This window comes from Bradyrhizobium sp. cir1 (assembly GCF_014198245.1).
Lineage (GTDB): Bacteria > Pseudomonadota > Alphaproteobacteria > Rhizobiales > Xanthobacteraceae > Bradyrhizobium.
The window spans coordinates 140,268-154,860 of record NZ_JACIHE010000017.1; the positions used below are offsets into that span (position 1 = coordinate 140,268).

At 57.3% G+C, this 14,593-nt stretch carries 10 protein-coding genes; 8 read left to right on the top strand and 2 right to left on the bottom strand.

Going from position 1 to position 14,593, the window contains the following annotated elements; genetic code table 11:
- Positions 1-611 precede the first annotated feature (611 nt).
- Positions 612-839 carry a hypothetical protein gene (locus tag GGD63_RS28505; RefSeq protein ID WP_183246802.1) on the top strand — a complete coding sequence of 76 codons (228 nt, stop codon included), beginning with the start codon at positions 612-614 and terminating at the stop codon, positions 837-839.
- A 1,749-nt stretch (positions 840-2,588) separates the two neighbouring features.
- Here the strand turns inward: GGD63_RS28505 and GGD63_RS40645 are convergent.
- Complete coding sequence (locus GGD63_RS40645) at positions 2,589-2,711, bottom strand: hypothetical protein (protein ID WP_283811994.1); 123 nt, start codon at positions 2,709-2,711, stop codon at positions 2,589-2,591.
- 64 nt (positions 2,712-2,775) lie between these two features.
- Between GGD63_RS40645 and GGD63_RS28510 the strand changes: the two genes are divergently transcribed.
- Both GGD63_RS28510 and GGD63_RS28515 read left to right on the top strand, forming a co-directional pair.
- Entirely contained in the window at positions 2,776-3,087 is a 312-nt protein-coding gene (locus tag GGD63_RS28510) for a hypothetical protein (RefSeq protein WP_183246804.1), read from the top strand.
- Between the two features lie 754 nt (positions 3,088-3,841).
- The gene (locus GGD63_RS28515) at positions 3,842-4,027 is read left to right on the top strand and encodes a hypothetical protein (protein ID WP_183246806.1); all 186 of its coding nucleotides are present in this window, start codon (positions 3,842-3,844) and stop codon (positions 4,025-4,027) included.
- A 751-nt stretch (positions 4,028-4,778) separates the two neighbouring features.
- Here the strand turns inward: GGD63_RS28515 and GGD63_RS28520 are convergent.
- Positions 4,779-5,261 carry a hypothetical protein gene (locus GGD63_RS28520; RefSeq protein ID WP_183246808.1) on the bottom strand — a complete coding sequence of 161 codons (483 nt, stop codon included), beginning with the start codon at positions 5,259-5,261 and terminating at the stop codon, positions 4,779-4,781.
- 695 nt (positions 5,262-5,956) lie between these two features.
- Between GGD63_RS28520 and GGD63_RS28525 the strand changes: the two genes are divergently transcribed.
- The 5 genes from GGD63_RS28525 to GGD63_RS28545 all read left to right on the top strand — a co-directional run bounded on the left by GGD63_RS28525 (position 5,957) and on the right by GGD63_RS28545 (position 14,592).
- The gene (locus GGD63_RS28525; protein WP_183246810.1) at positions 5,957-7,057 is read left to right on the top strand and encodes a sulfotransferase; all 1,101 of its coding nucleotides are present in this window, start codon (positions 5,957-5,959) and stop codon (positions 7,055-7,057) included.
- A 215-nt stretch (positions 7,058-7,272) separates the two neighbouring features.
- Entirely contained in the window at positions 7,273-8,229 is a 957-nt protein-coding gene (cysD, locus tag GGD63_RS28530) for a sulfate adenylyltransferase subunit CysD (RefSeq protein ID WP_283811996.1), read from the top strand.
- Positions 8,229-10,112 carry a sulfate adenylyltransferase subunit CysN gene (cysN, locus tag GGD63_RS28535; protein WP_183246814.1) on the top strand — a complete coding sequence of 628 codons (1,884 nt, stop codon included), beginning with the start codon at positions 8,229-8,231 and terminating at the stop codon, positions 10,110-10,112. The genes cysD and cysN overlap by 1 nt, the downstream gene beginning before the upstream one ends.
- Positions 10,113-10,750: 638 nt before the next feature.
- The gene (locus GGD63_RS28540; protein ID WP_183246816.1) at positions 10,751-11,080 is read left to right on the top strand and encodes a hypothetical protein; all 330 of its coding nucleotides are present in this window, start codon (positions 10,751-10,753) and stop codon (positions 11,078-11,080) included.
- A gap of 1,100 nt (positions 11,081-12,180) precedes the next feature.
- The gene (locus GGD63_RS28545; RefSeq protein WP_246785682.1) at positions 12,181-14,592 is read left to right on the top strand and encodes a 2-aminoethylphosphonate--pyruvate transaminase; all 2,412 of its coding nucleotides are present in this window, start codon (positions 12,181-12,183) and stop codon (positions 14,590-14,592) included.
- The last annotated feature ends 1 nt before the right edge of the window (position 14,593 follow it).

Here is a 14,593-nt window from a genome sequence, read left to right on the forward strand (position 1 = left end):
GTGAGCCCTGGGCTATCGAAAGGTTGGCTGCGACAAGCGTGATCATCGGCTGTGCTGTCGCGGCCGCAGGGGCAGTTTGCCTCATCTTGGCCCACGATCACGTGCGCATAGGTCTCGCCATCGATTGCCTCGGCCGCAGGCGCGCCTCAGAAATGGCTCTGCTCGGCGATTGGCGCGACGACCTGGTGTTTGCGGCAATGCCTCGTGAGACCACCAAGTATCGCGTGTAAAGTTAGCGGCCTCTCCTTGCCAGCGGTTGAGTATGGATCGACAGAGATCAATAGCCGGCATCTCGGGCGTGACGGCGCATGCGTCGTCTCTTCAGACGTTCCTCGAGTCATCGGTCGTTCAATTTTGTCAGTCGAGGGCATGAGCAGACCAGAAGGCGTTATCCCTCGGCGCAAAACAGAGAGCGATCCGCCAAGCTGGAAAAGTAGAGGCCGCGTGGTCTGCGCGACAACAGGAGCGCTCGAGTCGCGCTGCCAAAGTTTCGACCTTATCTCGATGGAGGAGCGGACAACCGGTTGGGGATGCCGCTTGAGGCAGATCAAATACTCTTGTGGAGCGAATGGCAGAATGGTGGATAAGCAAACCCACAAGAAGAGGATGCCATGCCTTCATTTAATGTTCGGTTCATCAAGACCGTTTGTGACGATACCGGGCACGAACATCGTGCCTGTCAGGCGACGTTCAAGGTCGATGCCGCCTCGCTGTGCGCTGCTGCACAGCAGGCGGAGAGCGATTTCTGCAAGCAAAAGAGTGTCCGCGATTGGACCGTCTTCGCCGATGTGATAGAGCTCCGAACCCCGCCTGCATTGCCGCCGGCATGGGCTGGTTAGCTTGACTTTGGCGGAGGGAGTCTGCGAATTGGATTGTGGGTCAATCTGTAATCTAAGCGTGATCCCGGACAGGGTCGCGTCGACCGTCGATTCGAGAACAACTGGTGATGCTGGCGTCAAATCGGCGAGCGCCCTATTGTCTCACGACACCTAGCGGACCTCGCTGGAGGGTTTGCCGCCTGCCGCTCAACTGGCTCTGCCGCGCTCCGTAAAGCGTCGTACCGGCAGGGCCATCCGGATCGAAGGATCCGCTCCCACAAATCGGTCTTGTTTGATTCGTGACAAGAACAAGTCTGCCTCTGCCAGCCATGGCTGTCTCAAAGGGTATGCGTGGTTGGCCAATCTGCACACATCAATGCCCTTGCGGTTAAGGCATTTACTCAGCCGGTTGCGCGCGAGCCTGTCCCGGACATCCGAACCAGCCTTGCTTGAGCCCGCAGCACATCGATGCGATCGCACGTGACCTTAATCTGTCCGCGTCTGCCTTTCAAACCATGGCGCAAAGAGCGCGCTCTCCTGAACAGCTCAGCAAGCGCCTCGCGCTTGCCGGGTGTTCCGAGAACGCGCTTGCTGCGGCTATGGAGACGTATTGCGCGATCTGTAGCGGGTGAGCGGCCTATGTCAGACCAAAGACCAAAGTCCTCCGCGCCGCCAACCTCGAGAGGCAAAACCATGCAAGTCCGCTCAAAGACTGCCCGAATGAACAGACCCTGCGCGCTCGATCGTGAGATATCCTCCCGCTGCGCTTTCGTGATTGACTGCGCTCAACAGTTCCTCGCCGAAGAGCTTTGACTCCTGAGCATGCCCACATTCAAAGAAGGCCGACACAGGACAAGCCTCATTGCCGCCTCGAAATCCACGACAGCCCTTATGTCTGTACTCGCTGTTTCTGGCGGCGATGGGAATACGATCCGGCGTTTACCTTCTGCGTGTTGCTCACTTTCGCCGCCAGCCTGCCAGCGCCGCCGTCACGCTCAATCGCCGCTATGAACGGGCGGTAAGTTGGGACGTGAACACGTTCGCGTCCGTCGGCACCATCGCGCCCGCGACGGTCCTCACGTACATTGTAACATCAGCATCCGTGTACGAGTCGATCGCGCGGTCAGGGATACACTCAGAACAAAAGAGAATTGCCACGGCAGACAAATGCTCAATCAAATCCGTCCGAGCGGCAAAAGTCCGTCGCATCACAGATCAGGCCTCTGTCTAAAGGACAATTCAGTTCACCGGCTCGTTATCGATCCGACGGTCGCCTGCAAGGCTTATTGCCTTGAACGACGCCCGGACAAGGGGAATCTGTTAGCGACAATAAGGCGCGCGCGAAGGCTCCTGTATTCTCGGCAATGCGGAGCACGTGAAGGAGAAGCGAGATTGCGCCGTGCACTCTCAAGTGCGGGCGAAATCCGGAGACAACTCGCGTAGTCTTTCAGCGCAACTGTTGCTTCGATGTCACCAAATGTATGAACCGGCAATCTACGCTGGTGTCAACCGAGGGACGACATGTTCGATATTTATGTGAACGGAAGACGCGATCTTTTGGTCGTTCCGCGAGGGTTTGCGATCCCTGCGGGGTTGGCCGGCAGTTGGAAGCGAAAGAAGCGGGCGGTGCGTTCAGTGAGCGATGTTATTCGCCAAGATGTGCAACAGCGCGGTTACCACCGACGTAGTTTGATCTCGAATCGGTCGAAGACGGCAGTCGAGACCTCGTCACACGCGTAGCCAACGCGGCTATCTCCGCTGACCCATTCTTCAAAACACTCTGGGCAGGATGTCGCCGATGCCGTCGAGAACCTTGCTTACCGCGTCGACGGCAGGCGGGTATTCTGCTTCATTCGGCTTATGGCGCAAGGTTTCTTTTGAAAAGCCGCGCACGGCGCTGCGGCTTCCCTCAGGATAAGTATTATGGAGCTTTTCCTCGACTCAATGGCGTGCGCGCGTGAGTTTTCAGCTGTCCATACTGAAGATACTTGCCGGCCAGCCGCACGGACGGGCGAGCATCGAAGTCGTTAAACAGCATTTGGCCCTTTATTACAGCAGCGGCCCAGAGTGGCCGGCGCGTATGAAGCGCATCGCGAGCCGAGCGCCCCAACTCGATATTTTTGGCCAAAGGCTGATCGAGCGAGAGGCCGGGTGCTGGATTATCACGGACGAGGGAAGGAAGACTCTTGAGAGGCTCGAATTGGTAGATGTGGGTACTATGCGGGGTCAGGTTAAGCGGGAGATCGCGCAAGAGCGCGAAGATGAGTAGCCGCCCCTGGTGTCTTCGCAGCTACGAACGAGCGCGCGCAGAAAGCGCTCCCCGGCAAGCGATTGAGCACGCGCAAGGGCGGCGTGACGGCTTGCCGCTCAATCCCTTGCTGATGGCCACGTACGCCGACTAGATTGCGCAAGTTCAGTTTGGATATAAATGCAGTGGCTATTCGTACTGTGAAGTGGTTCAACGCGACCAAGGGATGATATGGCTTCATCCAACCTAAGGAATGGAGGAGCTGATGTCTTCGTGCACTCCGACGCGTTGAGCCGAGCCCGAACGACCGACACGAAGACCTGACCGATCTAGTATTCGCGCACGCCCCAAGGGAGCTCCGGCGTTTAGATAACGAGCGCGCTAATCGTCATAAGGTGACCATAGCAAGAGATCGCCCCGATGTCTCTCAGGGCCTCGATGTTTATCACTCTAGGCTTAATACAAATCACGAACCTCCCCGAGATGCAGCTGTTCAGGTTCATCGCGATTGGCTTGCTCATTCCAGAACATGTTAGTCTACGTGCTTAGCTTCGAATAGAAAGGCGTCGATTGAGCATTCAATTGTAACGAAGCCTCTCTACACAGAGTCTGTACGAAGTTTACAATTCCACAGCTGCACTAGTCCAGACGCCTTGTCTTCCGAAAGCATGACCGAGCTAATAGCTGGCGCGAGTTCCGATGACTGTCCTTTTTTTACGGTCGTCGCTGCGAAAAAACTATGTTACAAGCGCTCTTCTCAGAAGGAGCATTCATCGTGAAAAAAGCAACAAAGAAACGCGTCAAGCGGCGCGAGTGGACGAAGGCAGATATCAAAGAGCTCAAAGTCCATTCGAAGGCTCGGACCCCGGTCATAAAAATAGCAAAAATGACCAGACGCAGCGCCGGCGCGCTGCGCCAGAAGGCCTTAAATCTCGGAATTGGACTCGGACATCAGCGGTAATTTTGAGCAACGCTGGCTAATGGCGCGGTAGGGCGGCTTGCGGGCCGCCCTCTTTGGTCATAGAAACTTTGTCGCAAATTAGCTTTGCCGATCCGCGCTGAGAGAGTTTTTCACGCACGTGCTGGATGGCCTTCAACGTCGCGGAGCGGGCCCCAACGCGTCCTCATCTTTGATCAAGTTTTTTGGAAGGCGCTTTCGACGGCCGCTAGCGATGTATGATCGCGGGTGAAGACATACTCTTAGCCCATAGGCCTGTCTCGAAGATAAAACCCCGAAACGCTCGGTCCCCGGACGCATGCGATGGGGCCAAAACGCCCAGTCCTAGGCGCGTTAGCTTCCGAGAAGCTAACCAGTCTTAAACGAACTCCCATAGGGCCGAATCTAGCATCCGTTCGGCCAGCAGCTTCTTCAGCTTCGGCGAGACAGTCTTGGCCGCGCTGGGCCGAACTCATCGGCTGATCGCTTTAGCCAAATGGAAACAAACTCGCGAATGGGGCATCCTCGAAGCTCATGCCCGGCTAAAGTTTGGGCGTAAGCCGACCTCGCCGAGCCTGTCGGATAGCTCGAGCTCCGAGGCGATATGGCGCGCTCAGCAGCAATTGAAAAAGCGCTCTGTTAGCTTGGTAGATGGCGGCGGAGCGGTTACGTCCTGAACCCGTCATCACCTGCGCGCCGTCGGCGTTGTGAACGGACCACAACCACCTTCGACCGCGCTGCTTCAAGACATATTCGAAGAATGGGAGACTCATGGTTAGCGAGCTCCATTTCTGACAGTCGTGCGTTTGGTCTTCTGAATGCCAGAGCGGGCCCATTCCAGGCGATGCCTCACTGTAGCAGCCTTGGCAACGAACTCGCTTGATCGGTCAATGCCGCTTTCATCAAAAGTGAGCTCATCCTGCGCTGTCTGTCGTGGCGCCAAAGTCGCGAGATGCTTGCGCGTTTTGGCCGTCAGCGACATCTGCAGGATCCGGTCATCGTTTGCGGAGGACTTATGCCGCAGCAACCGTTTTTCTCTAGCAACTTTGAGTGGGTCGTCACGAAGTCGACGTGCATCAATCGTGACACCAGATTGACCGGTACAACCCTTTTTTCTCTGCCCAAATAGGTCACCGCCATCAGGATCGTCCACCGTGGCCCAGTGATGCCCAGCACAATGGCTCTCCCACGTGATCGGCCGGACAATCTCGTTTCCGTCAGTATAGATGCGGCCAAGCGCGCTTGCTGGATCAGCCATCTTAAGCCAGGTTCCGTCCTTTACAACCGTCCTTAGCGCCGATTAGGGGGGCGGCAGTGCTGCAAGAGCAGGTAAATCAAACAGTTGGTATAGTTCGGACGGATGGGCTTGCGAACAACAGGCTGGCCGGAGCTATGGCTCAGTGTCTTGGACCAACGGCAGTATGCACGGCAAAGTTGCGTTAGGATCGATACGCGCTGACAAGATAGCTGCGCGTCGCCAAGTGAGATGTCCGCGATGTGGGCTGCTTCTTTGCCGCGCTCGCCGAGCTGTCCGCTCTTGTATGCCGAATATTCAGCGAGGTGCATGTCGCATTTACGGCTTCAATGCCCCAGCAACGGGCAACTTATGACTACACGTAATAGCCTTCCTGTACCGCGGGCGGTCTTCGGCAAACGTCCGTATAGTTCTTTCCAACCTTCCCATATCCGCAATCGATCTTCGTGTAATTGAGCTGCCGCTTGACGTCGTTTTAACTGTCGAGCAATCGAGGGGGCGATTGCAGTTATCTTTCGGTGATCCCGCCGATCGATCGAACTGAACGGATCTAAACTCATGAGTGCTAGACAAAATTCTTGTCTCGTTTTGATGCTTTGCACGGCAGCGGCTGCCCATGTGATCCCGCGGCTGGCTTTGTTTCGCTCAATCGAGCGAGCGCCGGCAGGGTTTGCGTTTCAGGCACGAGGGTCTGAACGATGAGCGGACGTTTTGGCGGTTCGCCTGCGGTGTGCTTTCTTCTTGGTCTTCCACGATCCGGGACGACACTCCTGGCGCATTTGCTCCAGCACCATCCAGACATTGTGGCTCCGCCTGAACCCTGGTTGATGCTGGCGCTTGAAGCATTTGGCAGGGTGGACCAGCGCCATCCGGCGGGCAGCTCACTGATCAAGGCCGCGACCTCGGAGTTCCTGGGGCGGATAGATCGCACGATCGCCAGCCGCGCTTATGCCGATGCAGCATATGATCAGTATCTGGCGGACGCGGGCAAGCGCATCATCATAGACAAGACACCACGGTATTGGACCGTGCTTGAGTTCCTTGAATCTGTCTATCCAGAAGCGCCACACATCCTTCTGATGCGCAATCCCTATGCCATCGCCGCTTCACTGAAATCGACGTGGGGCATCCCACTGCGGACAGAAAGCCCGCATTCGGTTAGCGTATCCAGTCTCGCCGATCTCATGCTCCGTCTGCCCGACGTCATCATAACTTCACTCGCCGATTTGGTTCTGGGCCTTCCCAAGCTCGCCGCGCACCGCTCTCGCCCGCAGACACAGTTCGTGCAATACGAACTGCTCGTGGCGCATCCGGACGAGGAAATCCGGCGTCTGTTGAAGGGGCTCGGCTGTGACCCAGCGGCCGTCGCATCGGCTGGGATGAGACAAGCAGATTATCTTCGATCCAGCAGCTTTGGGGATCGAAAAATCCTGGAACGAAACGCCGTCGACGAAAGCTCTGTCAAATCATGGCAATCTCAATTGAGCGTCGAAGAGATGCAAACCGTGACTGATTTGGTTGGCGCTGAGCTTTTGCGAGAACTCGGATATGAGCAGGAACTGCTGCGTGCACAGAAAGCCGGAGTGCTGGATAGGGGAGGTGAGGTAACCGAACTCTATCGTCGTATATTCCGAACCTGGTGGGATTTGCGAAGTACCAAGGCCGGAGCATTATCCGGCCCCTCTCACGCTGGAGAGCCGGTCCATACTGCTTGGAACGTTTCGGAGAACCGCGACGCGGCTATCGAGATGTTGCGAGGCGAGGTCGCGCGGCTTGAGCAGATCCTCAATAACTCCTAGGGCGATCTGAATGCTTGCGATCAAAACACGCTGGTTGATTTAGCCAAGATCCTTAACCCGCACGAGCTGATCTCCCGATCAGGTGTGAGGCCGGCGCCGGCCGCACCAGTGGAGGAATAGGATATGCTGCCGCGTCTGCAAGTCTGCTGTCCACCTTGACCTCATGGACGAGCCTGCCGCTTGGCCGGCCGTTTCCGCCGCGGATATTCCACACTCTGGGCTGGAGCCACAGAACGGCGAAGAACAGCGATCCTGCATCGAAAAGAAGATATATGCTGCCGAAACATCTGCGCCGTCTCGAAGCTGAATCGATTGAAATCATGCGTGATGTGGTCGCCGAGTTCAAAAGGCCGGTCATGCTTTACTCGATCGGAAAAGACTCGAGCGTGATGCTGCACATTGCGATCAAGGCGTTCTATCCGGCAAAATTGCCTTTCCCCCTGCTTCACGTCGACACGACCTGGAAGTTCCGTGAGATGATCAGCTTTCGAGACGCGACAGCCAAGCGGCTCGGCCTCGACTTGATTGTCCATATCAACAAGGAGGGCATCGCGCGCGGGATCAATCCGATCGATTCCGGCTCCGCGCTCCATACCCAGGTGATGAAGACAGACGCGCTGAAGCAGGCCCTCGACCTCCACGGATTTGATGCCGCCTTTGGCGGCGCCCGGCGCGATGAGGAAAAGAGTCGCGCAAAAGAACGGATACTCTCCTTCCGTTCGGCCGGACACGTATGGGACCCCCGTAACCAGCGGCCGGAGCTTTGGAGCCTGTTCAACACACGGATACGCCAGGGTGAAACCATGCGCGTCTTTGCGATGTCAAACTGGACCGAACTCGATGTCTGGGAATACATCATGCTCGAGAAGATTCCGGTCGTTCCGCTCTACTTCGCAAAACAAAGACCCACAGTGCGTCGAAATGGTGCGACGATCATGATCGACGACAAGCGATTGCCGCTTAACTGCGGCGAGACGCCGGAAATGCGGATGATCCGCTTTCGCACGCTTGGATGTTATCCTTTGAGCGGGGCTATTGAATCCGATGCGATGGCGATTGAAGACATCGTCGCAGAAATGCAGACTGCGACTGTGTCGGAGCGCCAGGGACGCCTAATTGATGTCGATGAAGCCGCTTCAATGGAGAAGAAGAAGAGGGAAGGCTACTTTTGATGTTTGTAAAGCCGGCAACGGAAGCGGTCGCGGCCAGGACAAAGGATCAGCTGCGATTCATCACGTGTGGCTCGGTGGACGACGGCAAATCGACGCTGATCGGCCGGTTACTGCACGACAGCAAGATGATCTACCACGATCAGCTCACGGTGCTGGAACGCGACAGCATCAAGCACGGTAGCGCCGGAAATGACATCGATTTCGCGTTGCTCATGGACGGGCTCGAGGCCGAACGGGAGCAGGGCATCACGATCGACGTCGCCTACCGCTTCTTCACGACGCCGCGGCGCTCCTTCATGGTGGCCGACACTCCCGGCCACGAGCAGTACACCCGCAATATGGCTACCGGCGCCTCGCATGCCCAGCTCGCCATCATCCTGATCGATGCCCGCAAAGGCGTGATGGTTCAGACTCGCCGCCACTCCTTTATCTGTTCGCTGCTTGGTATTCGTCATGTCGTGCTGGCAGTGAACAAGATCGATCTTGTCGCATACAACAAAGAGTGCTTCGATCGGATCGCCCGTGACTATCTGGCCTTTGCCGCCGGTCTCGGCTTCACCTCGATCGTTCCGATCCCGATCTCGGCCCGCTACGGCGACAACGTTGTGGATCGCTCCGCTCATGCCAACTGGTATGATGGTCCCTGCCTGCTCGAGCATTTGGAGAGCATTGACATCCCGTCCGGCACCGCAGGCCAGGCTTTCCGCTTGCCGGTCCAATGGGTGAACCGCCCAAACCCGGATTTTCGGGGCTATGCCGGGACGGTGGCTTCCGGGAGGATCGCGGCAGGAGACGAGATCGTTGTCGCCGCGTCGGGACGGACCACGCGCATCAAGCGGATCGTGACCCACGATGGCGACCTTGTCGGCGCCGAAGCCGGCGATGCGGTTACCATTACACTGGAAGATGAAATCGATATCGGCCGTGGCGACATTCTGTCGCGGCCGGACGACCGACCGAAGGTCGCCGACCAGTTCGCCGCTTATGTGATATGGATGGACAAGGAGCCGCTCGCTCCAGGACGCAATTACGTCCTGCGGATTGGATCGCAGACGATTATCGGCAGCATTACCGTAATTAGACATCGGATCGACGTCAACACTTGTGAGCATCTGGCCGCCGGGATGCTTTCCCTCAACGAGATCGCCTTCTGCGATGTTGCGACCGCAATGCCCGCAGTATTCGATCCTTACGACCTCAATCGAAAGACCGGATCATTTATCTTCATCGATCGTTACACAAATCGTACGGTCGGGGCCGGCATGATCGCCTTTCCGCTACGGCGGGACAACAATATTGTTAGGCAAGCGCTATCCGTGGACAGGAGGGAGCGCGCCGCGCTCAAGAATCAGAAGCCTTGCGTCATCTGGTTCACTGGCCTGTCTGGCGCGGGAAAGACGACGATTGCCAACCTGGTTGATCAAAAGCTGTGTGGCATGTCGCGGCATACTATGCTGCTGGATGGCGACAACCTCCGGCACGGATTAAACGCGGACCTCGGCTTCTCGGAGACGGACCGCGTGGAGAACATTCGGCGCGTCGGTGAAGTTGCCAAGTTGATGGCGGACAGCGGCTTGATCGTGATCTGCTCCTTCATCTCGCCCTCTAGGGCCGAACGGGACAGGGTGCGCGGCCTGGTTGGCAAGGAAGAGTTCATAGAAGTCTTTGTCGATACGCCGATCGAGGAATGCGCTCGGCGGGACCCAAAAGGCCTGTATTCAAAAGTGAAATCCGGCCAGATCAAGAACTTCACCGGGATCGATTCGTGCTACGAAGCACCAACAACACCGGAGATTCATCTGAGGACCATGGAGCAGACCCTAGAGCATTCAGCGGAAGCGGTAGTGGATGTCTTGATGGCGCGCTCAATTCTTGATGGTTAGATGTCCCTCGCATCGCACCATCGAATATCCTGCTGGCCCGGCCAAAGGTGATTCGGCTCGGGCGGGCCTGCGATCGGACTTTTCGCTCTAAAGGAACAAAATTGTCGCACCCACTCCTCGAGTGCCCGCTTCCAGTTACGTGCTCGAAGTGATGGTCAATTCGAGACCGAGGACGCGAGCAGAGATTGAGCATGGGCGGGAGCGGAGGAGATCAAGAAGCGCCTTCCATGCTCCAGATGAGAATCTAAGACGATAACAAAGGCCAGAGAGGAAGTCCGACTCCCAGTAGGTTGAGTTTCGGAGCGCTTTTTGCTGCGCGTGCGGCCAGCGACGCCGAGCTCCCATTAAGCCAAGCCAGGCAGCGTCGGCCGGCTTAGATCTTTCGCGCAGCAGTATGAGGGTGGGGCCTCGGTTTTCCGAGCGCCGCATCCAGCGAGCGGGCGCTTGCTTCAGTATATTGACCAATCCGAACTTAGCAGTCGACCCCGACTCCCTCCTGTCGCGACCCTGACAGCTTTCGGAAGCTTGCTTCCTTTTGGCCCGCCGCTCGTCGACCGATGCGGCCCGCGTACGCGCCGCGCCTTCGCATCGCAAGACAAAGCAGCCGCGATCCTTAGCCATCTTGCAGAAAGCCGGCGATGGGCGCGGCCGAAAAGGCAAGGGAGTTCATCCATGGCAAGCGACAAGGACGATGTCTTGATGAACCGCTCTGGTCCACCGTCAACCTGTTCGACCGCGCGGTAGACCGCGTCGAACGCGAGCTCGCCATCAACGAGCAGGCGCTGCGGAGGAGTCAACGCGAGCAGGACGGCTCGGAGGTGCGATCCGTCCAACCAGATCGCCTTGCGACCAAGGTACTTGCGCTCATTGAGTGCCGCGACGGGATGGAACTCCGGCTTACCTTGGGCCTCACGTGTTGGACCAACCTCAACCACGGCACCCTCACAATGCCGATGATTGCTCCGTGAGACGCTCTCGCCGCGAAGCGGCGTGCAGAACCGAGAGATGCTGCCAGCCTAGCGATTGCTCGCAGAGAGGGACACGTGCCATCACCTGCAGTCGGCTCGACGTAGTCCCAAGCAGGACGACATGTTCTGCTTCACGGCGACTCGCCGAAAGATGCGAGCGCGTACACTTTCCAGGCACCAGCATCCAGGAGGATCTCGCCTGCACGGCGGAGAAGCTCGGTACCTCCATCTTGTGGGTATGGCGAGGATCGTACGTGAACGGAAGTTTGGGCCATCACTTACCTGCAGGTATCGCGCTTGCAGGCGGAATGCCGACGGTCCTGATGTCGAACTCTTACTCTAGCTCGCTGTGAATCTCCGCTCCCTGCTGCCTACGTCGGCTTGTCGCCGTCAGATGGGAGTACGTCAGGAAAAATTCACGCGAGAAAATCCCGCGAGAGGGTTGAAACGCCCCTAACGTCAAGTTGTACGATCTCGAAATGGACAACGACGGTCATCGGCGTCACAAAGCCTTCAACGAGCGACGGAGTGCGAATGCACCAAGTCTTGAGCCCACGCATCAGACTCCCGCTGCGAACGACGATCATCAAGTGTGCCATGCCTTGATCTGCATCCGGGCGCGATCCGACTGCATCGTTTTCCAACGTCAAGTTTGCCTGAATGGCGCAGGTTCACACGTAAGTCGGTCGGCCAACCTGCCGCTTCGTGACGCAAGAAGGCAGCCGCGCTCAAACCTGCGCATGCGTGACGGCGGGATAAGAGCGCGCGTCGGCGCCAATTGCGTTCGAGGGCGCGGTCGCAGAGCCAATTTCTGGGAGGTTTGAATGGTATCGGTGAGGAGCTTTGCAAAGATCGCTGTGCATCTGCGATGAGATATAGAGGTTTGTCATCCGGGAGGCTTTTCGGGGGCCGACCCGAAATGCGGCCGCGATCTATGGCCTTTGACCGAAGAAGTCGACGCTCGCCACAGGGGCTCCCTGGTGGGGTGGGCATACTCCAGATCCATTGACCAATACAACTTGAGGAGGAATGGTTTGACAAGACAGCGCTCTTTGCTGACGCCTGGTCCATTGTCGTTATCGCTGGCAGTCAGAAGCCAGATGCAGCTTGATCTCGCGTCGCGCGATTGCGAGTTCAAGGAAGTGACCGCCTGCATGAGGCGGCTGATGCTCAGCTTGCTGGGAAACGTTGAAGACTATTCGGTGGTGCCTATTCAGGGAGGCGGCTCTTTTGCAATGGAAGCCGCTCTCTCTTCATTTGTGTCCCGAGCGGACAGGCCGCTCGTTTGCATAAACGGCATCTATGGCGAGCGCATTTTACAGATTTTGCGGCTGTGGGGCGTCGAAGCACTGAGGCTTGTCAAGCGAGCGACCGATCCTTTGGATCCTCAAGAAATTGGCGAGCATCTGAGCCGAAATCCTGGCGTTACGCACCTATGTTTCGTGCATTGTGAGACGACAACCGGAATCGTCAATCCGCTGGACGCGATCGTGGAGGAGGCGAGGCGACGTGGCGTAAAGACCATCATCGATGGGATGAGTTCTTTCGGCGCCCTTAATATTGATCTGAGCCAGCGTGGACCTGACGTCCTGGTCACCTCGAGCAACAAGTGCATAGAGGGGCCGCCGGGAGTAGCGTTTGTCATCGCGTCTCGCGAGCTGCTGGAGAATGCGGTTCAAGAACCGAGGTCGTTTGTGCTCGACGTGAGAGATCAATGGCTCTCGCTCGAGCGCACGGGTGAGTGGCGATCGACCCCTCCCACACACATCGTTCAGGCAACGACAAAGGCCCTGGAGATTCTACACGAGGAGGGCATTGATGCCAGGCGCTGCAGGTATGAGAAGGTCAGGGACGATCTCGTCAAAGAACTCGAAGGTGTGGTGTCTCCCCTGCTGTCCACGGAGTTGCAGTCGCCGGTCTGCGTCGCGTTCAGTGCGCCATCCGGAATCGTGGACCAAGCAGGATTCGATGAGCTGTATCGCCACTTGGCGGCCCACAACCTTTACGTCTACTCGAAGCTGCATCTTGCGACGCGGAGCTTCCGCGTCGGTTGTATTGGGGAAATCCAATCCAGCTGGATCGAGCAGTTAGGCTGCGCTTTTCGTACATATTTCCGGTCCGGTCAGGCTCGGTCAGCGGCGCCGATGTCGGCCCAAGAGTCATGCGGGGCTCGCGTAACGATGCCGGCGCGAGCGGCTGGGGACCGGCAGCTGCCGTTTTCGGCCGAGACTGCTGTTCTGCATGCGGGCTATCGACGTGACGTAGCAACGAAAGCCGTCGCAGTGCCGATTTACCAGAATACGGCTTATGAACTCGATGGCGATCTAAACCACATTGCCGACGTCTACAACGTCAAGGCCGATGGGTTCACCTACACAAGGATCATCAATCCAACGACGCGCGCGCTGGAAAGGCGCTACGCCGCCGTCGATATGGGAAGGGACGCGCTCGCCGTTGCGTCAGGTCAAGCAGCGACGTTCCTTGCTATCGTCAACCTGTCAAGTGGCGAAGTGGGGGACAATGTCGTCGCCTCTCCGTATCTATATGGCAATACCTGGAACCTGCTCCACAACACCTTAAAGCGTCTTGGGATCAGCGTGAGGGCGGCCGATCCTCAAAGGCCAGAGACGTTTGAACGTGCCATTGATGATCGCACGATATGCCTGTTCGGAGAGGTGATTTCGAATCCGTGTCTGATTCCGCTCCCCGTCAAACAGCTGGCCGAGATCGGCCGAAAGTACGGCGTGCCTTTGGTCGTGGACAATACGACGACGCCACTGGTATGCCGGCCGTCAGATCTCGGCGCTGCCATTACGACGTACTCCGCAACGAAATATATATGCGGACATGGCACGACGCTCGGTGGACTGATCGTTGACAACGGCGGGTTTAGCTACCGGGGAGCCTCTCGCTTTCCCTTGTTCAACCGTCCCGACGATGCGCATGGCGGAATTGTTTGGCATAACGCGGTGCGCGATGTCGACGATCTAGGAAAGAGCGAGTTTCTTCTGAAGGCTCGCATGACCTGGTTGCGCGATACCGGCGCGGCCATCGCTCCGTTTGCGAGCTTTCAACTGATCCAAGGGCTTGAAACGCTGCCACTTCGCATGAAGCAGCACTGCGCGAATGCCAGGATCGTGGCCGACGTTCTCAAGGAGCATCCAAAAGTACGCCGTGTCTTCTACCCGGGGCTCTTTGAAGGCGCCGATCGGGAAATCGTCGAACAGACACTCAGTGCTGCATACGGCCACGGGGCGATGGTCATGTTCGAAGTGGAGGACGAACAAGCCGGGCGCAAGTTCATCCAGAACGTCGACTTGATGTATCACGTTTCGAATGTAGGCGATGCCCGCACGCTCGTGACCCATCCTGTCTCGACGACCCACACCACCGTCCCGCGGGAAAAGCGCGAAGCTGCCGGCATATTTGGCGGCTCGATCCGGCTTTGCGTCGGCATCGAAGATGTCAACGATATCCTGCGCGATCTGGACAAGGCGCTTTCCGCAATCTGAC

What these genes read in the sequence shown, in the direction of transcription:
- GGD63_RS28505 (WP_183246802.1), top strand. Translation starts at nt 612, where the DNA reads ATGCCTTCATTTAATGTTCGGTTCATCAAGACCGTTTGTGACGATACC.
- GGD63_RS28520 (WP_183246808.1), bottom strand. Translation starts at nt 5,261, where the DNA reads ATGGCTGATCCAGCAAGCGCGCTTGGCCGCATCTATACTGACGGAAAC.
- GGD63_RS28525 (WP_183246810.1), top strand. Translation starts at nt 5,957, where the DNA reads ATGAGCGGACGTTTTGGCGGTTCGCCTGCGGTGTGCTTTCTTCTTGGT.
- cysN (WP_183246814.1), top strand. Translation starts at nt 8,229, where the DNA reads ATGTTTGTAAAGCCGGCAACGGAAGCGGTCGCGGCCAGGACAAAGGAT.
- GGD63_RS28540 (WP_183246816.1), top strand. Translation starts at nt 10,751, where the DNA reads ATGGGCGCGGCCGAAAAGGCAAGGGAGTTCATCCATGGCAAGCGACAA.
- GGD63_RS28545 (WP_246785682.1), top strand. Translation starts at nt 12,181, where the DNA reads ATGCAGCTTGATCTCGCGTCGCGCGATTGCGAGTTCAAGGAAGTGACC.